Raw genomic sequence first — 19,088 nt, 5'->3', positions numbered from 1 at the left:
GGCATCCTTGGAGGTCTGGAAGACGATTGCTGGAGCTTAACGGACTCCGGCGCGCTGGCAAATGCTTAGGTAAGTGCCGCATGAAGCCGACTCTGGCCTTAAACCTTAGTGATTTGCGTAAATCGTTACCGGGTTGGCGGTGTCATCACATGCAGCAACGTGCGTCCACACCTGTCACATACCGTTAAGTCATGCAGCGTATGCGCAGAGGGAAGCAACGCGTAGGGGCAGATTCATCTATAACTCTAGCCCAGCAGTTTTCGTTAAGGCGCAGCTTTGCTGATGCGTTATCTGACTACGCGGATAAAACCGAGAGCGGTTTAGGCGCTGTTCTTGCAGTGCATCCAACGACCCTCTTCAAGCAGTAGGAGTAATTGCATGGCTTTAGTTCCGGTTCGATTGTCGCAGCGTTTGACCTTGGGCAGTATTTTGCTGCTGATTCTTACGGCGCTGGCAGTATTTGCGGTAATGGCCCTGCGCGGTCAGCCGCGCGTGGTGGCGGCCAGTGGTGAGCTGATTGAGCAAACGGGCAGTGCCATCGTGCGTCAGTTGGGATTACAGCTGGCCGGGATTGAAGGGGTGACGGCGAGCCTGGCGCACCTTTCTGAAGTGCTGCCGCTGGATGAAACGCTGTACCTCAATACGCTGCCCAATGTGATTGATAACCAGGGCGATAAAGCCATCGCCGGCGGCGGTGTCTGGCCCGAACCGAATGCCTTTGCCGAAGGGGTAACGCGCCGCAGTTTTTTCTGGGCCCGCGGTGGTGATGGACGCCTGGCGTACTCGGATGATTACAACGCTGCCGGCGGTCCGGGCTATCAAAATGATGCGTGGTACACCGGGGGACGCAACAGTCCTGCAGGGCGCTGCTTGTGGTCGGAGGCCTATCAGGATGCAGTGACCGGTGTGCCGATGGTTACCTGCAGTGTGCCTTATCAGCTTGCCGGGCGCTTTGCCGGAGTGGCTACCTTGGACCTGTTGCTGGACGATCTGGCGCGCTTTCTCACCGATCAAGGCAAGGTTACCGATGGCTACGCGTTTGCCCTCGATCAGGCGGGCAATGTGCTGCACTTTCCCGGTATAGCCGGTGCCAAAGGTAGCAAGATGCTCAAATTTGCCGACCTAGCGCAGCAGCAAAGTTGGCTAGAGCCGGTTCAAAAGGCGCTCGCTAGCAGCAGTTCGGGTGCCATTCTCAACCTCGACTTAGAGCACGACGAGCAGCTCAAGCAGGCTAGCCGCGTCAGTCTGTTTGTAATGCCTGACACGGGTTGGGTCATTGGTTTGGTGACCCCGTATGAGCGCGTTACCGGTCTGGCTTGGGCGCTAACCTGGGATATTTTGTTGTTTCTGATTCCGCTGTTGGCGGTATTGCTGGCGCTGGCCTGGCTGGCTGGGCGCAAGCTGATTACTCAGCTGGAAGAAACTACTGCGCAAATCGACTCTTTGGGTCGTGGCTCGGCTAGTCGTGATTTGCAATTGAGTGTGGAGCGTGAGGATGAGATCGGTGCGTTGCGCCATGCGGTCAATCGCTATGCCGGACAATTACGCACCATGCTCCAGCGCATTGCTGATGAGGCCGATCATTTGCAGGCTGAAGCCGCTCAGCTGGGTAGCCTGAGCAGCACCCTGGCCGGGCGCGCCGAGCAACAACGCCAGGAAAACACCCAGTTGGCGGCGGCGATTACCGAGATGTCTTCCAGTGCACAGGAAGTGGCGCAAAACACCAATGACTGCGCCACGACCGCCCAAAATTCATTGTCGGTGGTGCAGGAAGGCCAGCAAAAGGTGGCCTCCAACAGCGCCGCTATTCAGACGCTCTCAGCCGAAATGGCCGAAGCCGCAGCGGTAATCGGTCGGCTGGAAAAGGACAGCCAGCAGGTCGGTGCGGTGCTGGATGTGATCAAGGCGATTTCCGAACAAACCAACTTGCTCGCGTTAAATGCGGCCATTGAGGCTGCGCGGGCAGGAGAACAGGGCCGCGGCTTTGCCGTGGTCGCCGATGAGGTGCGTACCCTGGCCGGTAGAACCCAGACATCGGCCAATGAGATCAGCACCATGATCAGCGCTCTGCAGCAGGCTTCACGCCAGGCGGTGCAGGCGATGCAGGCGGGCGAGGCGCGCACCGAACATGCTGTGGTCGAAGCCGAGGGGGCGGCCACGGCACTGTCCAGTACGGTGCAGAGTTTCGATGATATTTCTCAGCGGGCCCAGCAGATCGCCGTCGCCGCGCAGCAACAAAGCCACGTCACCCAGGAGATCAACGAGCTTGCCGTGCGTATTCACAGCATCAGCGAAGAAAACGCCCGCGACGCTAAGGCGCTGGACGAGGTCAGTACTGCGATGCAGGCGTTGTCATCCCGCTTGATTGACCTAAGCCGCAGTTAGCGGCTTGGGTGCTGTAATTTGCGGCGCACCATCTGCGTATAGGCTGGCGGTTTGAGTGCATGGCGTTCACCGCTTACCTAGCTGAGCCAGCGTCCGCCACGCTCAGCCCTGGCCGCTAGCAGGCGCTGGGCCTCGGCTTCAGCGCGGGCACGATTGGCCTGGTGAAACGTCGCGTGCGGCGGCGTGGGTTGTTCGTTACTTTCACTCATCTCTGAGGGCAGGGCCGGTTTACACCGCCTCGGCTACTGCCTCGTTGCGATCCAAGGCCACTTGGCGAATCGACAGGCGAATCTCCGCCGGTAGTACGCGCTTGGCGGCGCCTTCAGCCAATTCACTGAGCAACGGGTGATGGCTGAGCTTGCCGGCTTCGTCCTGGCGCAGCACGCCCTGGTCAAGCAAGCTCTGGATAAAGTGGCGGAACAGGCTTTTGTCGAAAAACTCCGGGGCGTTGAGGCCATGCAGGATTGACAGGCGCTGGGCCATGACGGTGCAAAGGTCTTCCAATTCTTCAGCGCTGATGGCGTTCTGCCCGGCATTCAGCAGCAGGGCAGTGGCCATGTAGAAGCGCTGCAGGGTTTGCACAATGGCGCGTGCCAGCAGCGTCAGTAGCACGAACTCACGAGAACTGGGGGCGGGGCGCACATAAGTGTCACCTTCTAAGGTCAGCAACCCTTGCTCGACAAAGGCCACTAACCATTGATCGATCACCGCGTCTAGCTCATCCAGACTCCAGCGGATAAATAGCTCGGATTGCAGGTAAGGGTAGAGGGCGCGGGTAAAGCGCAGGATCTGCTCGCGGCTCATCCGCGCGCTGCTTTGGAAGAAGCTGGCAAGCAGCGCCGGTAGGGCGAAGATGTGCAGCACGTTGTTGCGGTAGTAGGTCATCAGAACGGCGTTGTGCTCGTCCAGATAAAGAATCTTGCCGAGGGCATCTTTTTGTTCGGCGAGTAAGTCCATTTTCTGCACGTATTCAATCAGCGCCTGGCCGTTGCCGTCCGGCAGGGTGGTGTGCGGCGAATACGGTACGCTGCGCAGCAGACTCAAATACAGGTCGAGCACCCGTGCCAGTGCGCGGTCATCCAGCGCCAGCTTGCTGGTAGAGAGTAGCGCTAATGCCACTAGATTGACGGGGTTAATCGCCGCTGCTTCGTTGAGGTGCTGGGCTACGCGTTCGCCAAGGTTGCTGGTGGCCTCATTCAGCCACGTGGGGCGGAACTGCGTGCCGTAGTCCTGCGTGCGCCAATCGGGCTGCTCACTGTCGAGAAACTCAGCCAGCTTGATCGGCTCGCCAAAGTTGACCCAGACATGGCCAAAGCGCTGCTTAAGGGCGCCGATGACCTTAAAGATATCGAAGATTGATTCTTTCTTCTTGCTCGCGCCGCGTAACTCACCCAGATAGGTGCGGCCTTCCAGCACGCGCTCATAGCCGATGTACACAGGTACAAACACCACTGGCAGACGATTACTGCGCAGGAAGCTGCGCATCGTAATAGCCAGCATGCCAGTCTTCGGTTGCAGCATGCGTCCGGTACGCGAGCGCCCGCCCTCAACGAAGTACTCCACCGGGAAGCCCTTGCTGAACAGGGTGTGAAGGTATTCGTTGAATACCGAGGTATACAGCGGGTTGCCCTTAAAGGTACGGCGCATAAAAAACGCGCCGCCACGGCGGAGCAGGCTGCCGATAACCGGCATATTCAAGTTAATACCGGCTGCGATATGCGGCGGGGTTAGGCCATTTTTGAACAGCAAGTAGGACAGCAGCAGGTAGTCGATATGGCTGCGGTGGCAGGGCACATAAATCACCTCATGGCCCTGAGCGACCTCTTGCACGCCTTCGATGTGGTTGACCTTGATGCCGTCGTAAATCTTGTTCCAGAACCAGCTCAGCACCAACTCCAAAAAACGGATGGCGGTGTAGGTGTAGTCAGAGGCAATTTCGTTGCCGTAGCGCAACGCTTGGCTTTCAGCTTTTTCCAAGGTGATGCCTTCGCGTTCGGCTTCCTCGGTGATTGCCTGGCGTACCTGTGGGCCATTCACCAAGCCTTTAACCAGGTTGCGGCGGTGCGAAACATCCGGGCCAATCACCGCTGCTTTCTGGTTGCGAAAGTGCACCCGTAGGATGCGTTGGACCATGCGCAGGGTGCGCTCATGGCCTTTATCTTGCTCGATCAGCTCACGCATTTGGATCGGCGTGGAGAACTGCACGCGGGTTTTACGGCCCAGAATCAGGATGCTGACCAGGCGGCGCAAACGCCCAGTCACCGCCCAGCTGTCGGCAAATAGCAGCTTCCATGGGCTGGTTTCATGATCCGGTGACTGCCCCCAAAACACGCTGACCGGAATGATCTGCGCATCGTCCACCGCATGCTGACTGAGGGCGCTGACCAAGCGTTGCAGGGTCGGCGAAATACCGCGTTTGTCCTGTCGGCCCAGCCAGTCTGGCTCTGGCGTGAGGTAGAAGAACGCCGCAGGCTCCTGCAAATTACCCACCGATACTGGCAGTATCGGCCGCGGTAAACCCGCTTTGCGGCACTCCACATCGACCACGGCCAGATCACTCAGCGACGGCTGCTGCAGCACATAAAATACCGGCGTGCTGCGGTCCAGTTTGAGGGTAAAGGCAGACTGGTTGATGGTCTCCGAGCGCACCCAAAGGTACAGCAGACGGCGCAGGGTGCTAAACACAAGACGGCGAAGCGGGGATCGGGTCATACGGAGTCTGCAGGCTTGAAAGCGAGCATCTGCTCGGGGCGCGTAGTGTGCCGGATCAGCTGGTCGGCGGCAAAAATCTTCGACGCATCAGCACGCTGCATGTTCTCGGCGCAGCCTGCTGTGCAGGTGTAAAAGCCCGACAGGCAGTTCGTGTCGAAGCGGCTTATAGGTATTGGAAGTAAAAAGTTCCGTTGTAATCAAACATTAATATATCAGCAGCGGTGCTGAAATATTCCGACGCCAAGATTCCCCTCAACACAAACGAGCCCAAGTGCTCAGGTGTTTTCAACACTTAAACGTCTATTAGAGGAATCTTCGATGATCCGTACGCACAGCTTTCGTGGAGTAATGGCCGGCTTCGCTACCAGCGCTCTGGCTCTGGCCGTTTCTACCCAGGCTTTCGCCGGTACTGTCACCACTGACGGTACCGATCTCGTGATCAAAACTAAGGGTGGCCTGGAAGTCGCCACAACCGATAAAGAATTCAGCTTCAAGCTGGGTGGCAAGCTGCAGTGGGATGCCACTAACTTTGACGGCCTGCAGGCGGCCGATCAGAACAACCCGTTCGATGACACCTTCAATACCTATATCCGCCGCGGTGAAATCGGTCTGGAAGGTGTCGCGTATAAGGACTGGGGCTGGGGCTTGCGCCTGAGCTATGACGGCTCTGCCGATGGCGCAGAAACTGCCGTTGACCGCGCTTATATCACTTACACCGGTTTGGATATTGCCGATATCACCGTAGGTCGTTTCGGTGTTGACTATGGTCTGGAAGGCACCACCAGCTCGTCGTGGATCACTGCCATCGAGCGTCCGTTCATGTACGACTTCCTCCACGGTGACGAAGACGCACAGTTTGGTTTGAACGTTAAGCACTCTGGCGATAACTACGGCCTGATGGCTCAGGTTGCCACCTACGATGACAGTGACAACAACAACAACTTCGAGACCGATGGTAACGACGAGCTATTTGGTTACACGTTGCGTGCTCATTGGGCTCCGTACATGAACGGCACTGACGTTGTTCACTTGGCCGCCAACTACCATGACAGCAGCTCGGACGATGACCGTGCGCGTGCCCGTACCCGTATGGGTATTCGCAGCGACAACGACTTCCGCCTGACATTCGGTGATGTGCGCGTAGCTGATCAAGACAGCGAATGGGTACTGGAATCGGGGGCTCAGTTCGGTGGCCTGCGTGGTCAGGCTGAATACTTTCAGCGCAGCATTAGCGGTGAGAACCTTGTTGGTGCTGATTCCGGTGTGGATATGAGCGGTTACACCGCACAGGTTTCCTACATGATCGGCGCTGCTCGTGGCTACAAAGGCAGCGACGGCAAGTGGGACAAACCGACTGATATGAAAGGCACCTGGGAAGTATTCGCTCGCTACGAAAGCACTACGATTGACTCCGATGCGACCGCCATTCCAGGCAACCTGGGTCTGGCCGGTATCGTGGCTGCGGATGCCAGCGATGAGTTTGAAGCCAGTGCCATGGTGGTCGGCGTCAACTACTTCGCCACGCCCGCTGTACGCATGAGCTTGAACTACATCGATTACCAAGTAGACAACATCGACACTACCCGTCAGGTCGGTGGCGAGAATGTGCAGGACGACGGCAAAGCCATCGTCGGCCGCTTGCAATACGTGTTCTAAGCACCATCGCTTCAACGTTGCTCCTCCCTTTGCGCCCCGCTTAATGCGGGGCTTTTTTATAGGGGAGTCTTAGGCTGCTGACCACAACGCCAGCGAGGCTCACTTGCTGCAACAGCTCGTCTGCGGGTTAGCCAGCGCTGCGAGGCGGGTTGCGGCTATAGTGCAGCCTTGCCTGACTCGCCGAGCTGCCGATGTTGCCGACCTACCTGAATTCCATCCATGAAGTTTCCGCCAGTCAGTGGGATGACCTGCTGACGCAGGCGCAGCCATTCTTACGTCACGCGTTTCTCGCCACTTTGGAAGACAGCGGCAGCATCGGCGGGCGCACGGGATGGCAGCCTCGCCATGCGGTTTTGCTCGGTGAGCAAGGCCAACTGTTGGCGGCCATGCCCAGTTACGTAAAAAGTCATTCCTACGGCGAGTTCGTGTTCGACCATGGTTGGGCGGATGCCTGCCACCGCGCCGGTATCGACTATTACCCCAAGTTGCTGGGGGCTATTCCCTTTTCTCCGGTAACCGGTCAGCGCCTGCTCGGCACGCCATCGGCCGCTGGGCAATTGCTCGATGAAATAACCAGCAGCCTGGCGCAACAAGGGCTGTCGAGCCTGCATATGAACTTCACCACCGAGACCGAGAATGCGTTGCTGCAGGGTCGCGAGGGTTGGTTGCAGCGCATGGGGTGCCAGTTCCACTGGCGCAATCGCGGCTACCGGGATTTCCAAGATTTTCTCGACGCGCTCAGTTCGCGCAAACGCAAACAGATGCGCAAAGAACGTGAGCAAGTGGCGGGGCAGGGCATTGAGTTTGAGTGGCGTGAGGGTCATCAGCTCAGCGAGTTGGAATGGGATTTTGTCTACCTGTGTTACGCCAATACCTACCACGTGCGTGGCCAATCACCTTACCTAACCCGCGCCTTCTTTAGCCTGCTGGCTGAGCGCATGCCCGAGATGATTCGCGTGGTGTTCGCCCATCAGGCCGGCAGACCCGTGGCGATGGCGTTTAGTTTGCTCGGTGTAGACAGCTTATATGGGCGTTACTGGGGCTGTTTGGCGGAGTTCGATCGTCTGCATTTCGAGACGTGTTTCTACCAAGGTATGGACTATGCCATTGGCAGGGGCCTGCAACGCTTTGATGCCGGCGCTCAGGGCGAGCACAAGCTGATTCGCGGTTTTGAGCCGGTCATTACCCACTCCTGGCATTACCTCTGTCACCCCGGCCTGCGGGCGGCCGTGGCCAACTTCCTCGATGAAGAGCAGCTGGGCGTGCAGCGCTATGCCGAGCACGCCCGTGGTTTGCTGCCGTATCGTGTGGCTGAGTAGCCGGCGCCCAGCTACCCAATCATAAGTGACGTTACAGGCGTTTGGCGGCGGTGATCAGTACGGGTTCGCGCGGCACGTTTTGGTTGCCGCCACTGTTGGCCGTCGGAACTTGGGCGATCTTATCGACCACCTCCATGCCACGAGTGACCTGACCAAATACGGCGTAACCGAAATCACGCGAGCCGTGATCGAGGAAGGCGTTGTCCTTGTGGTTGATAAAAAACTGGCTGGTGGCGGAGTCACGTACCTGGGTGCGGGCCATGGCCAGGGTGCCACGGACGTTATGTAGGCCGTTGTCGGCTTCGTTTTTGATCGGTGCTTGGGTGTCTTTCTGTTGCATGTCGGCATCAAAACCGCCGCCCTGCACCATAAAGCCCGGAATCACCCGGTGGAACTGGGTGCCGGCATAGTAGCCACTGTCGACGTAGGCGAGGAAGTTGGCGGTGCTGATCGGCGCTTTCTCGGCGTTCAATTCGATTTCGATTTCACCAAGGCTGGTGGTCAGCAGCACTTTCGGATTTTCTGCCGCCAGCAGGCTGCCGGCAAACAACACGGAGCAAGCGGCGAGGGTGAGTGTTTTAAGCATGCGGATTAGTCCTTTTTGGCAGTGGTTGCGGCCTGTTCGACTTCACCGAGGAAGGCCAGCAGGCTGCTGTTGAAGTGTTCGGGTTGGTCCAGCGGTGTGGCGTGGCGTGAATCTTCGATCACCAGCAGGCGTGCATTGGGCATTTCATCTACATACGCCTGCTTCTGCGCCACCGGGGTGTAGTCGCGATCGGCTGTGATCACCAAGGTCGGACAGCTTATCCGCGCGAGGCGTTCGCGCACGCCCCAACCGATAATCGCATCCAAGCTGGCCAAGTAAGCACGCTTGTCGTTCTGCGGCCAGCGCTGGAGGATTTTCTGCCGCAGCTCGGCCTGCTCGGGTTTGGGGAATAGCAATTTGCCTAGGGCCTTGGCGATGGTGTCGAGGCTCAACAAGCGCGACAGGCTCCAACGCTTAGCGATCTCAATATAGTCGCGCGCGCTCTTGGCTTTGACCTCGGGGCCGCTGTTGACGATGCACAAGCTCTTGAGCAGTTCAGGGCGATCAACGCCGAGCTGGAAGCCAATCATGCCGCCCATGGAAATGCCCACTAAATGCACAGGTGGCAATGTTAAGTGCTCGATCAGCGCCGCCACATCATCGGCAAAGCCCTTGATGCTGTAAGGCTCGCGGGGTTTATCCGAGCGGCCATGGCCACGCACATCCAAGGCGATCACCCGGTAGTGGCGGGCCAGTTCGGGGATCTGGTATTCCCAGTCGCGGGTGCTTGAGCCCAGGCCATGAATCAGCAGCACGGGGGCGCCGTGGCCGTATTCTTCGTAATGCAGCTGGCAGCCATCGTTATCAAAAAATGACATCTACAAATTCCTCTCAAGCCGAGGGCAGGGGCGCAGTCAGAGCTGCATTTAAGGGCACGGCATCGAAGCGTTGAATCAGATCAACCAAAATCTGTGTAGCCGGGCCTAGGGGTTTGTTTTTGTTTGAATAGAGGTAGAAGAGCGGGTTGCGGCTACCGCCCTGATCCAGCAACAAGGGTTTAAGTGAGCCGGCCATTAGCTCGCGCTCGATCAGGTGGCGCGGTAACCAGGCAAAGCCCAGCCCGCTGCTGACGAAGGTGGCCGCTGTGGCAAGGCTGCCGACCGTCCAGCGTTGTTCTGCGCCCAGCCAGCCGACATCCTTTGGCTGTTGACGGCCCGAGTCACGGATGACCACCTGCATTTGGGTTTCTAGGTCCTCTGCGGTCACGACCCGCTGCAGACGGTGCAGTGGGTGGTCGGGGTGGGCCACGGCGATAAATTCCACAGTGTGCAATTCGGTACCCAGAGAACCTAGGATGTTCAGGCTACTTATCGCCAGATCAGCAGTGCCTTCATTAATGACGTCTTCAACGCCAGACAGCACCTCTTCGCGCAGGCGTACCCGGCAGCCGCGGCTTTGCGGCATAAACGCCGTCAAGGCGCGCACCAATCGTGCATTGGGGTAGGCCGCATCGACCACTAGGCGCACTTCAGCTTCCCAACCTTGCTCCATGTGGTGGGCAAGGTCTTCAAGTTGGCTGGCCTGTTTGACCAGTTGCCGGGAGCGGCGCAGCAACACATCACCGGCTTCGGTGAGCACAGCCTTGCGCCCGTCGATACGCAGCAGCGGCACCCCGAGTTGCTCTTGCATGCGCGCGACGGTGTAACTGACCGAAGATTGCGAGCGGTGCAGCACATCGGCGGCTTGAGCAAAACCATCGTTATCGACCACGGCCTGCAGGGTGCGCCATTGTTCAAGGGTGACGCGCGGGGCTTTCATATTGACGTCCTGTGGTGCAAATACCGACTCAATCAACCTAGACTGACAACCTTTTTGCCGGAGACTGCCCTGATGAAAACACTATGTTGCGCACTACTGGCCTGCTTGCCGCTGACTGCCATGGCCTTCCCGATCGAGATTGAGAAGCAGCTCAATGGCGCCGAAGTGTCGGCCAGCACCCAAGAAATCGACCACAACATGGCCGCTGTGCAGCTGTACAACTACGGCCGGGCCGACGCCAAGTGCACCGCCGTATTTCGCAGTGGTCCGGAGGCTCCGCGTACCCGTCGGGTCAGCTTGGCCGCCGGTGAAAGCAGCAACATGACGCACAAATCCACCCGCAGCATTATCAAGTTACGCATCACGCTAACCTGCGAATTGACCTAACGCGCAGCAAAATCGAGACTAAGCGCGGAGGCGCGACAAATCAATTTAATAGATAGGTATCCGTTAAATATTTGTTTATTTGATCTACTTATTCTTATCTCAGTGCCGTTTTCGCTCAATAGCACCTTGTTGCAACAAGCAGAGGTGGCAAACCGTGTAGGGCTTTGCCACCCGTGGCTGCCGCCAGAGCCAGCCGCGCGCGACATCACCCCATTGCATCTTTATCGCTTGGCAGGCAGCTGGAGCATGCAGTAACGCCGGCTTGCCGGGCTTTATAGACATTGAGCGGGTAAGGTCGGCTCCTGCCGAATAGCGGTTGGGTCTCAATTCCAGGGCCGACGAAATCTTAAGGCTGAATCAATTAGGTGATGTGATGCAACTGTCTGGGCGCGGTGTGGCGCTGTCGATGATCGCCTCGGTACTGTTTGCCTTGGTGCCCGGCTATGTGCAGCTATTGGCGCCGCTGGATGGCTTGCAGGTGTTTGCCCAGCGGGTGCTCTGGTCGTTGCCGGCAGTGCTATTGCTGGTGACGTTGTCGCGGCAATGGCCCCTGTTGTTTGCCGCCTGTGGTCGTCTGCGTCGTGAGCCTTTGCTATTGGCCAGCCTGCCATTGGCGGCGCTGTTGATGGGCATCCAGTGGGCGCTGTTTGTCTGGGCGCCGCTGTCCGGGCGCACGTTGGAGGTGGCGCTGGGCTATTTCCTCCTGCCGCTGGCTATGGTGCTGGCTGGTCGGGTGTTTTATGGCGAGCGGCTGCGGCCCTTGCAGCGTATGGCGGTGTTCTGCGCGTTACTCGGGGTGGCCCATGAGCTGTGGCTGACGCAAGCGTTTTCCTGGGTGGTGATGGTCATAGTGTTGGGTTATCCGCCGTATTTCATGCTGCGGCGTTGGATGCGCCTGGATGCATTGTCTGGGTTCGTTTTGGAAATGCTGGTGATCGCCCCCGTGGCGGTCTACGTGGTGCTGCAGTGGGGGCCGCCGGCGCTGTTCAGCCAGATGCCACAATTGTGGTGGTTGTTACCTGGCTTAGGCGTGCTGAGTGCAATTGCGTTTGCCGCAATGATGGCCTCCAGCCGGCTGCTGCCGCTGGGGCTGTTTGGCATCCTCAGTTACGTTGAACCAGTGCTGTTGTTTCTGGTGGCGCTGCTGTTTCTCGGTGAACAGTTCAATAGTGCGCAGTGGCTGACGTATCTGCCGATCTGGCTGGCCGTGCTGCTGGTGGGTTGGGACAGCGCGCGCCTGCTGATCAAGCAGGCACGGCAGCGGGTCTAGAGCCCCATGCTCAAATGGTTGCGCGGTCGCGCCCGGCTAACAGGCGCAAAATCGTATTGAGTAACACGCCATAAAGCGGCACGAACAACAGCAGGCTGACGCACAGCTTGACTCCGTAATCGACGGTAGCGATCTCCACCCAATGTTCGGCCATAAAAGGATTGCTGCTGTTCCAGAACGCCACTGAGAAGAACACAAAGGTGTCCAGTAAGTTGCCGAAGATGGTCGACACGGTCGGCGCAACCCACCACAGCGACAGGCGCCGCAAGCGGTCGAATACTTGGATGTCGAGCACTTGCCCGAGCGCATAGGCGAGAAAGCTGGCCACAGAGATACGCAGGACAAATTCGTTAAACGCCAGCAATGCCTCGAAGCCGCGGAAGCTGGCTTCTTGGAATAACACCGAGACAATGTAGGAAATCAGCAGGGCCGGCAGCATCACTTGGGCGATCACCAAGCGCGCTGTGCGTTTGCCAAGTAGGCGCACGGTCAGGTCGGTGGCCAGAAAAATAAATGGGAAGCTGAATGCACCCCAGGTGGTGTGCCAGCCGAACAGGGTGATCGGCAGCTGTACCAAGTAATTGCTGGCAATGATGATGAGGATATGAAACATCACCAACGCCACGAGCGCCATGCGCTGGCGCTGCGGAGAGATCAGGGGCATAACAGGACCTTTTTACTGGATGGGGTTAGGGAACCCATGCCGTTCGGGATTGAACAGCGGCGCGCATTCTACCGGTGCAGGGCGGCGCTTGAGTAGCGGGCTGACCGCAGGCGTCGGCCTGTGCTTAGGATAAGGGCCTATTTAGCAGCCTTTTATCGGCACGCGCGCGAGGCTGCAGACGCCATTGGCCAGGCCGTTCGGGCTTTTAGCCGGCTAAACCGGTAATCTATGCAGCTGTTTGCTGATTTTTCTCGAGGTATACCCGTGTTTTCCCAATTCGCCCTGCATGAACGCCTGCTCAAAGCCGTGGCCGAGCTTAAATTTGTCGAGCCAACCCCGGTGCAGTTGGCGGCCATACCGCTGGCGCTACAAGGGAAAGACCTGCGGGTAACTGCGCAAACCGGCAGCGGTAAGACGGCAGCTTTTGTCCTGCCAATGCTTAACCGCCTGCTCGGCGACGGCGCCTCTTCACCGCGCATGAGCGTGCGCGCGATGATTCTGTTGCCGACCCGCGAGCTGGCGCAACAGACCCTTAAAGAAGTCGAGCGCTTTGCCCAATTCACCTTCCTCAAAGCTGGCCTGATTACCGGTGGTGAAGACTTCAAGGTGCAGGCCGCCATGCTGCGTCGGGTAGATATCCTGATCGGCACGCCGGGTCGCCTGATTGAACACGCCAACGCCGGCAACCTGCTGCTCGATGAAGTGGAAGTGCTGGTGCTGGATGAAGCCGACCGCATGCTCGACATGGGATTTAGCGATGACGTGCAGCGTTTGTCTGAGCTGTGCAATGCCGAGCGGCAAACCCTGTTGTTCTCCGCGACCAGTGGCGGCGCCGGGTTGCGTGAGGTGGTTGGCAAGGTGCTGAAAGAGCCTGAGCATTTGCAGGTCAACAAGGTTAACCAGCTCAATGAGGGCACTCGTCAGCAGATCATCACCGCTGACCACAATCACCACAAAGAGCGTCTGGTTGATTGGCTGTTAGCCAATGAAACCTTCGAAAAAGCCATTATCTTCACCAACACCCGGGTGCAGGCCGACCGCCTGTACGGCAAGTTGGTGGCCAAGGAATACAAGGTCTTTGTGCTGCACGGCGAGAAGGACCAGAAGGACCGTAAGCTGGCCATCGACCGCCTTAAGCAGGGTGCGGTGAAAATTCTGGTGGCCACCGATGTGGCCGCCCGCGGTCTGGATGTTGATGGGCTGGATCTGGTGATCAACTTCGATATGCCGCGCTCAGGCGATGAATACGTGCACCGCATTGGCCGTACCGGCCGCGCGGGCGCCGAAGGCTTGGCTATTTCGCTGATCTGTCACAACGACTGGGCGCTGATGTCGAGCATCGAGCGTTACCTCAAGCAGCGTTTTGAGCGGCGCAACATCAAGGATATTAAAGGCATCTACCAAGGCCCGAAAAACCTTAAAGCCTCAGGCAAAGCCGTAGGCCCTAAGAAGAAGAAAATCGATCCGAAAACCGGTAAGAAGATTGTTGCGAAGAAGCCGGCAGCCAAGGCGCCAAGCAAGCGCAACACTATCAATAAGCCTAAGGCGGACGCACCGATATTAGTCAGCCAAGATGGCTTAGCTCCGTTGAAGCGCCGTACCCCAACGACTGAGTAACACTTATGCAGCGTTGGTTCTGTGCGCTGGCTGCGCTGCCTGTGATCAGCCACGCTCAAAGCGTGGTGCACACCTGTGTGCAGGCTGATGGTGTGCGGCTATTCACCGATCAGCCCTGCGGCATGACGCAGGGCAATCTGGCCTTAAGTGTCAGCGCTTACGCCGGCTATCCAACTCGTTTGCAGGACGTTGCACCGTTCTGGCATGAACAGGTGCAGCCTCTATTAGTGGGTATCCATCTGTTGCCGCTGCTGGCGGCAATCTATGGGCTGATGAGCTTGATCTGTTTTGCCGCGTATTACCGCGACAAGCAGTTCGCCATAAAAAAGCAGCAACGTACGCCCGAGGCGCGCTTGCATCTGTATGAGGTGTTGGGCGGCTGGCCAGGCGGTTTGCTGGCGCAACGCTTGATCCGCCATAAAAACCGCAAACTGAGCTACCAATTGGTGTTCTGGTTGATTGTCTTGCTGCACGCCGCGTTGGCGGGCCTGCTGCTGTGGCTGATAAATCTGCCGGCCTAGGCTGAACGACGGCGGGTGGTCCGCCGTCGTTGTCCGCAAGCTTACTTCGGTACGATCAGGATCTTGCCATCGCGCTCACCGCTGGCGGCGGCCGCTACGGCTTGTTTGATCTCGCTAACGTCATAGGTGGCGGCAACACGGGTGTGCAGTTTGCCGCTGGCGATCAGCTGCACCAGCTCGCCAAACACTTTCATTTGCTCAGCCTGATTGGCGTTCTGGAACCATTTGGCCAGCCAAAAACCACGCAAGCTGACATCACGGAAAACGAACGAAGACGGCGATACTTGGCATGGCTGGCGGCTCATCATGCCGTAGTTAACCAACACGCCGCCGTCGCACAGGCTGGCCGCTAAATGGTCGGTGGCTTCACCGCCCACCGCATCAATGCCAAGGCGCACAGCTGCGCCGCCCGTGGCTGCGCGCACGCGCTTGGCCAGATCCGGGCCATCGACCAGCACCACATCACCGCCTTCAGCTTCAACGCCTGCAACAGCTGACTCACGGCGCACTACGTTGATGGTCTTAAAGCCACGCAGTTTCGCCAGTTGGATCAAGTAGCTACCCACCCCTGAGTTAGCCGCGTTCTGGATCACCCATTCGCCAGCCTTGAGCTCAACGAATTGGCTGAGCAGCAGGGAGGCGGTGGGTGGGTTGACTGTCAGCATCGCCAGTTGCTGTGGGTCGGCTTCCGGCAGAGGGATGAGCTTGTTGGCAGGTGCATTCAAATGGCTGACCCATGTGCCGCTGCCTACGGGCAGTAGGACCATTTGGCCGACTTTCAGATTTTTGACTTCAGCGCCCAGCGCCTCAACACGGCCAACCCCTTCATTGCCGCCAATAGCTGGCAGCGGCGGCAACATGCCGTATTCGCCAGTGAGGGTCAGTACATCGGAGGGGTTAATCGGTGCGGCCAGTACTTTAATGCGAACGTGGCCTGCAGCCGGCTCGGGCAATTGCAGGTCGACGGCGGCAATCACTTCGTGAGGTTGCGGGCCGCGATGTTGATATTCAGCTTTAAGCATATTAACGCTCCAAGAATGCATTGACTGGTTTGGGTGAGGAGAGTCTATCCCTGTAAGCGGGCGGTTCGACTAATTCGGCTTAATCGATCTCAGTGATAGGAACGTGCAGTGCGAGAGCATAGCCAGCTATGCTGACCACCGATTTAACGTGAGTGTTGCCATGAAGTGGTTGTGGGTCTGGTGTTTGTTGTTATGCAGCGTGGCGGTATCAGCGCAAAGCCTGCGGGTTGGTTTTGGTTCGCATAAGCCGCCCTATATCTTCGAGAATGAAGCCCGCGGGCTTGAGTACGACATCGTGATGGCTGCCGCTAAACGCGGCGGTTTGGAGCCGGTGGCGTATTACGCGCCCATGGAGCGCCTGAACCGGATGCTCAGTAAGGACCAAATTGACGTTATGGCCACCACCAATGAGAGCAGTGGCGGGGCCATTTATTATTCGGATACCTATATTCGCTACCAAAATGTCGCCGTGGCCTTGCGCTCGCGAAACCTGGATATCCAGCGCATCAGCGACCTGGCGCGCTACTCGGTAAACGCCTTTCAACGTGCGCGGTTACTGCTGGGTAACGAATATCAGGCCATGACTGAAGCGAACCCGCGTTACCGCGAAGAAGCCTTCCAGATTGCCCGTAATCGCATGCTCTATAGTGGTCGGGTGGATGTGGTGGTGACTGATATGCGCATCCTGCGTTACTTCAATCGCGAGGTGTATACGCAGGTTGATGTGACCCAGGCATTGATCCTGTATCCGATTTTTGCAGCCACCGATTACAAACTCGGTTGCCGCCAACAGGCCGATTGCGTGCGCTTCAATCAGGGCTTAGCGGCAATTCGCCTGAGCGGCGAGTACACGGCTATCGAGCGCCGTTACGCGATGCACTGACGGTAATTGGTTATGGCATCGGAACGATTTCGTCGAGAGTTTCCTGCGTGGCCAGGAGTTTTGCCTCGGTCGGCAGCGGCGTGCTGCTAACGCTGAAATCAACAATCTCGATGGCACCCTGGCCTTGGCCAAGTAGGTGGAAAGAAAATGCTTTGCGCGCGGCTGGGTTGTCGAAGGTAAAGCTGATCTCGACCGGTTTGTCGCGGGTCAACAATGGCAGCGCGGGGATCGGCAAGTCGACGTTGCGGTCGTATTCCTTGGTCTTCAATTGCAGCGTGGCTCCGCGCTTATCCATGCTCAGGGCGCGGATTTTCAGGGTCACAGTAGTCTGCGTGTCTTCGCCCAAGGTCAGGTACTGCGCGCCCACCAAATTATCCGCCCAGTCATCACTGGTGCTGGGTTTGAGTTTGATCGGCCGCTTGCTGGCGAACTGATAGCGCTGTTCGGCCTCGCCACTGCTCAATGATTGGTCGAGTAAGCTCGCGCGCTGGCCAACTAGGCGCGCCGGCTGACCGGTAAAACGTCCTAAATAGCGCGCGGTGTCGGCGATAAAGCCGGGGCTGGCATAGCGCCGACAAACACTCTGGAAGTCGCATTCGGTCAGCGTGCCTTTGCCGTCATGTTGGCGCAGCAGGCCATTGGTATACGAGATAATCTCCCGGCCGCTGGCGTAGTCACGCAGCAGCGATCGTCCAGCAATGGTGCTCGGTACGGGGAAGGCGAAGTAGTCAAGCACCGAAGCGGTCAGGTCAACATGGCCGTAGACCCCCTTTTTCAGTGCTGGCAGTTGCGCCTGCTCGGGCGCCAATAGCAGGTTGAAGCCCCAAGCTGAAGCCAGGCGCACGTTTTCCAGCCCATGGGATTCATCCGAGGTGACGATCACCAAGGTGTCTTTCATTACGCCCTGTTTTTCCAGCGCCGTTAGGAAGTCGGCGACGGCGTCATCCAAATAGGCAATGGCTGCCAGCTTGGCGTTGGGGTGCCGGTCTAGGTAGTCCTGTGGGGCTGAATAGGGCTGGTGAGTGCCTACGGTCAGTAAGGTCAGCATCCACGGTTGGCGCTTACTGCGCAGTTGCTTGACGTAGCCCAGTGCCCCTTCGAAATAAGCCTTGTCGTCCATGCCCCAAGGGAATTCGATATAGGGCTTATTGGTAAACCAGTCACGGCCGTGGGTCTTGTCAAAGCCCATCTGCGGCATGATTTGGTCTTTGGCCATAAAGCGCAGCCCGGCACCTTGCAGAAAGTGGGTGCTCAGGCCACGTTCACGCAATTGCGCGGGTAGGCACTGCTCGCTGCGAGCGGGGTTATTGAGTAGTTCGACGCCCTTCGGCGTGCCGGAGTCGAGTTTGTTGTAGTCGCCACAGAGCATGGCGTAGAGCCCGCGAATGGTCTGATGGCCGTGCAGCACATAATCGGTGGTGAGCATGCCGCGCTCGGCCCACTGGCTCAGGCGTGGCATCGGGTCTTCGTCGTAGCGGCTGCCGATGGCTTGGCGACTGGCTTGCAGGTACGCCCCGGTGACACCTTCAAGGGTAATGATCAGTACGTTACGGGCGCTGCCGGCCTGCTTGAGCAGTGGCGTGCCATTTAAGTCGAGTTGGTTAAGGCCGCTGATATCAGGTGGGCTGCTCGGTTCATCCCCGGCCAGCCAGTCGGCCAGGTGTTGTTGGCCACTGCTGGTGCTTTCCGCCAGCAGTTTATGCGGCAGATTGAACTGCAGCCATTGGTCTGCCTCGCTGGGTTTAAACTGCTGACCGACGCTGTGCACTGCAAACAGTGACAGCGGCAGCAGCAGCCAAGCCCGCGCAAGAGGCGCGCTGCGCCGAGGCCTCTGCCAAGCGTGCAGCCCCAGGTAGAGTGCAGCTAGAACCGTCATGGCCAGGCCCAGCAGGGGCTGACTCAAACCGCCGCCTTGGGTTGAATGGCTGACGAACTGGGCGTCACTCAAGAACTGTAAATCGCCGGGCTCGGGCATGCGCCCCACAGCATTGACCAGTTCTGCGGTACTCAAGGTAAAGATGCCCCACACCAAGAGGAGGGGCGCACTCAACCACCAAGAGCGTTGATGCAGGACAACCAGCAGCAGGCTGCCAATTGCCAGATCAGACAGATAGCCGTAGGCGTGTGACCAGCCCAGTAGGTAGCGGCTGAGTAACGGCAAAATCAATAGCAGCAAACCAAGGGCGAGCAGGGTGCTGGAGGGATGTCGCAGCCAATCGCGGGTAATGCGCACGAGTACTCCTGGGGCAATTGCTATTGTTCAGTAACGGCAATGCCGGATCAGCCGCAAAGTGCGGGCTGTCATGAT

14 protein-coding genes and 1 pseudogene are annotated in these 19,088 nt (G+C 58.0%); 8 read left to right on the top strand and 7 right to left on the bottom strand.

Annotated elements, in window-relative coordinates; genetic code table 11:
• Nucleotides 1-378 precede the first annotated feature (378 nt).
• Nucleotides 379-2,385 (top strand): methyl-accepting chemotaxis protein, encoded by a 2,007-nt coding sequence (locus tag WF513_RS12785; protein WP_339079764.1) that lies wholly within the window; start codon nucleotides 379-381, stop codon nucleotides 2,383-2,385.
• Between the two features lie 228 nt (nucleotides 2,386-2,613).
• On the opposite strand, the gene plsB is transcribed toward WF513_RS12785, so the two are convergent.
• A complete protein-coding gene (plsB, locus tag WF513_RS12780) occupies nucleotides 2,614-5,097 on the bottom strand; it encodes a glycerol-3-phosphate 1-O-acyltransferase PlsB (RefSeq protein WP_339079763.1) in 2,484 nt (827 codons plus the stop codon).
• A 318-nt stretch (nucleotides 5,098-5,415) separates the two neighbouring features.
• On the opposite strand from plsB, the gene WF513_RS12775 reads away from it, so the two are divergent.
• The gene (locus WF513_RS12775) at nucleotides 5,416-6,753 is read left to right on the top strand and encodes a porin (protein ID WP_339079762.1); all 1,338 of its coding nucleotides are present in this window, start codon (nucleotides 5,416-5,418) and stop codon (nucleotides 6,751-6,753) included.
• 191 nt (nucleotides 6,754-6,944) lie between these two features.
• A complete protein-coding gene (locus WF513_RS12770; protein ID WP_339079761.1) occupies nucleotides 6,945-8,072 on the top strand; it encodes a GNAT family N-acetyltransferase in 1,128 nt (375 codons plus the stop codon).
• Nucleotides 8,073-8,103: 31 nt separating this feature from the next.
• Here WF513_RS12770 and WF513_RS12765 read toward each other — a convergent pair whose 3' ends face one another.
• Genes WF513_RS12765 through WF513_RS12755 form a run of 3 tightly spaced genes read right to left on the bottom strand, consistent with a single transcriptional unit; the run spans nucleotide 8,104 to nucleotide 10,416 of the window.
• Nucleotides 8,104-8,658 carry a peptidylprolyl isomerase gene (locus WF513_RS12765; protein WP_339079760.1) on the bottom strand — a complete coding sequence of 185 codons (555 nt, stop codon included), beginning with the start codon at nucleotides 8,656-8,658 and terminating at the stop codon, nucleotides 8,104-8,106.
• Between the two features lie 5 nt (nucleotides 8,659-8,663).
• On the bottom strand, nucleotides 8,664-9,476 hold the full coding sequence (locus WF513_RS12760) for an alpha/beta hydrolase (protein WP_339079759.1): 813 nt from the start codon (nucleotides 9,474-9,476) through the stop codon (nucleotides 8,664-8,666).
• Between the two features lie 13 nt (nucleotides 9,477-9,489).
• The gene (locus WF513_RS12755) at nucleotides 9,490-10,416 is read right to left on the bottom strand and encodes a LysR family transcriptional regulator (RefSeq protein ID WP_339079758.1); all 927 of its coding nucleotides are present in this window, start codon (nucleotides 10,414-10,416) and stop codon (nucleotides 9,490-9,492) included.
• 72 nt (nucleotides 10,417-10,488) lie between these two features.
• On the opposite strand from WF513_RS12755, the gene WF513_RS12750 reads away from it, so the two are divergent.
• Entirely contained in the window at nucleotides 10,489-10,803 is a 315-nt protein-coding gene (locus WF513_RS12750) for a 3-phosphoglycerate kinase (RefSeq protein ID WP_339079757.1), read from the top strand.
• A gap of 373 nt (nucleotides 10,804-11,176) precedes the next feature.
• Entirely contained in the window at nucleotides 11,177-12,073 is an 897-nt protein-coding gene (rarD, locus tag WF513_RS12745; protein ID WP_339079756.1) for an EamA family transporter RarD, read from the top strand.
• A gap of 10 nt (nucleotides 12,074-12,083) precedes the next feature.
• On the opposite strand, the gene WF513_RS12740 is transcribed toward rarD, so the two are convergent.
• Entirely contained in the window at nucleotides 12,084-12,737 is a 654-nt protein-coding gene (locus WF513_RS12740; RefSeq protein ID WP_339079755.1) for a 7-cyano-7-deazaguanine/7-aminomethyl-7-deazaguanine transporter, read from the bottom strand.
• 264 nt (nucleotides 12,738-13,001) lie between these two features.
• Between WF513_RS12740 and WF513_RS12735 the strand changes: the two genes are divergently transcribed.
• Both WF513_RS12735 and WF513_RS12730 read left to right on the top strand, forming a co-directional pair.
• The gene (locus WF513_RS12735; protein WP_339079754.1) at nucleotides 13,002-14,354 is read left to right on the top strand and encodes a DEAD/DEAH box helicase; all 1,353 of its coding nucleotides are present in this window, start codon (nucleotides 13,002-13,004) and stop codon (nucleotides 14,352-14,354) included.
• 239 nt (nucleotides 14,355-14,593) lie between these two features.
• A pseudogene (locus WF513_RS12730) lies at nucleotides 14,594-14,875 on the top strand (DUF1294 domain-containing protein); the annotation flags it as partial.
• A 41-nt stretch (nucleotides 14,876-14,916) separates the two neighbouring features.
• Here the strand turns inward: WF513_RS12730 and WF513_RS12725 are convergent.
• Nucleotides 14,917-15,897, bottom strand: coding sequence for a zinc-dependent alcohol dehydrogenase family protein (locus WF513_RS12725; protein WP_339079753.1), 981 nt, complete (start codon nucleotides 15,895-15,897; stop codon nucleotides 14,917-14,919).
• A 160-nt stretch (nucleotides 15,898-16,057) separates the two neighbouring features.
• Between WF513_RS12725 and WF513_RS12720 the strand changes: the two genes are divergently transcribed.
• Entirely contained in the window at nucleotides 16,058-16,780 is a 723-nt protein-coding gene (locus WF513_RS12720) for a transporter substrate-binding domain-containing protein (protein ID WP_339079752.1), read from the top strand.
• 10 nt (nucleotides 16,781-16,790) lie between these two features.
• Here the strand turns inward: WF513_RS12720 and WF513_RS12715 are convergent, their stop codons facing one another.
• Complete coding sequence (locus WF513_RS12715) at nucleotides 16,791-19,013, bottom strand: LTA synthase family protein (RefSeq protein ID WP_339079751.1); 2,223 nt, start codon at nucleotides 19,011-19,013, stop codon at nucleotides 16,791-16,793.
• Between the last annotated feature and the right edge of the window lie 75 nt (nucleotides 19,014-19,088).

The sequence above is a fragment of the Pseudomonas sp. TMP9 genome (assembly GCF_037943105.1).
Classification (GTDB): Bacteria; Pseudomonadota; Gammaproteobacteria; order Pseudomonadales; family Pseudomonadaceae; genus Aquipseudomonas.
The sequence above is the reverse complement of the archived record's forward strand: the minus strand, read 5'-3'. Positions and strand labels throughout refer to the sequence as shown.

Bases quoted from the DNA above. Each gene is read 5' to 3' on its own strand.
- WF513_RS12775 (WP_339079762.1), top strand. From the start codon at position 5,416: ATGATCCGTACGCACAGCTTTCGTGGAGTAATGGCCGGCTTCGCTACC.
- WF513_RS12720 (WP_339079752.1), top strand. From the start codon at position 16,058: ATGAAGTGGTTGTGGGTCTGGTGTTTGTTGTTATGCAGCGTGGCGGTA.
- WF513_RS12740 (WP_339079755.1), bottom strand. From the start codon at position 12,737: ATGCCCCTGATCTCTCCGCAGCGCCAGCGCATGGCGCTCGTGGCGTTG.
- WF513_RS12785 (WP_339079764.1), top strand. From the start codon at position 379: ATGGCTTTAGTTCCGGTTCGATTGTCGCAGCGTTTGACCTTGGGCAGT.
- WF513_RS12750 (WP_339079757.1), top strand. From the start codon at position 10,489: ATGAAAACACTATGTTGCGCACTACTGGCCTGCTTGCCGCTGACTGCC.
- WF513_RS12725 (WP_339079753.1), bottom strand. From the start codon at position 15,897: ATGCTTAAAGCTGAATATCAACATCGCGGCCCGCAACCTCACGAAGTG.
- WF513_RS12765 (WP_339079760.1), bottom strand. From the start codon at position 8,658: ATGCTTAAAACACTCACCCTCGCCGCTTGCTCCGTGTTGTTTGCCGGC.
- WF513_RS12770 (WP_339079761.1), top strand. From the start codon at position 6,945: ATGTTGCCGACCTACCTGAATTCCATCCATGAAGTTTCCGCCAGTCAG.
- rarD (WP_339079756.1), top strand. From the start codon at position 11,177: ATGCAACTGTCTGGGCGCGGTGTGGCGCTGTCGATGATCGCCTCGGTA.
- WF513_RS12760 (WP_339079759.1), bottom strand. From the start codon at position 9,476: ATGTCATTTTTTGATAACGATGGCTGCCAGCTGCATTACGAAGAATAC.
- plsB (WP_339079763.1), bottom strand. From the start codon at position 5,097: ATGACCCGATCCCCGCTTCGCCGTCTTGTGTTTAGCACCCTGCGCCGT.
- WF513_RS12755 (WP_339079758.1), bottom strand. From the start codon at position 10,416: ATGAAAGCCCCGCGCGTCACCCTTGAACAATGGCGCACCCTGCAGGCC.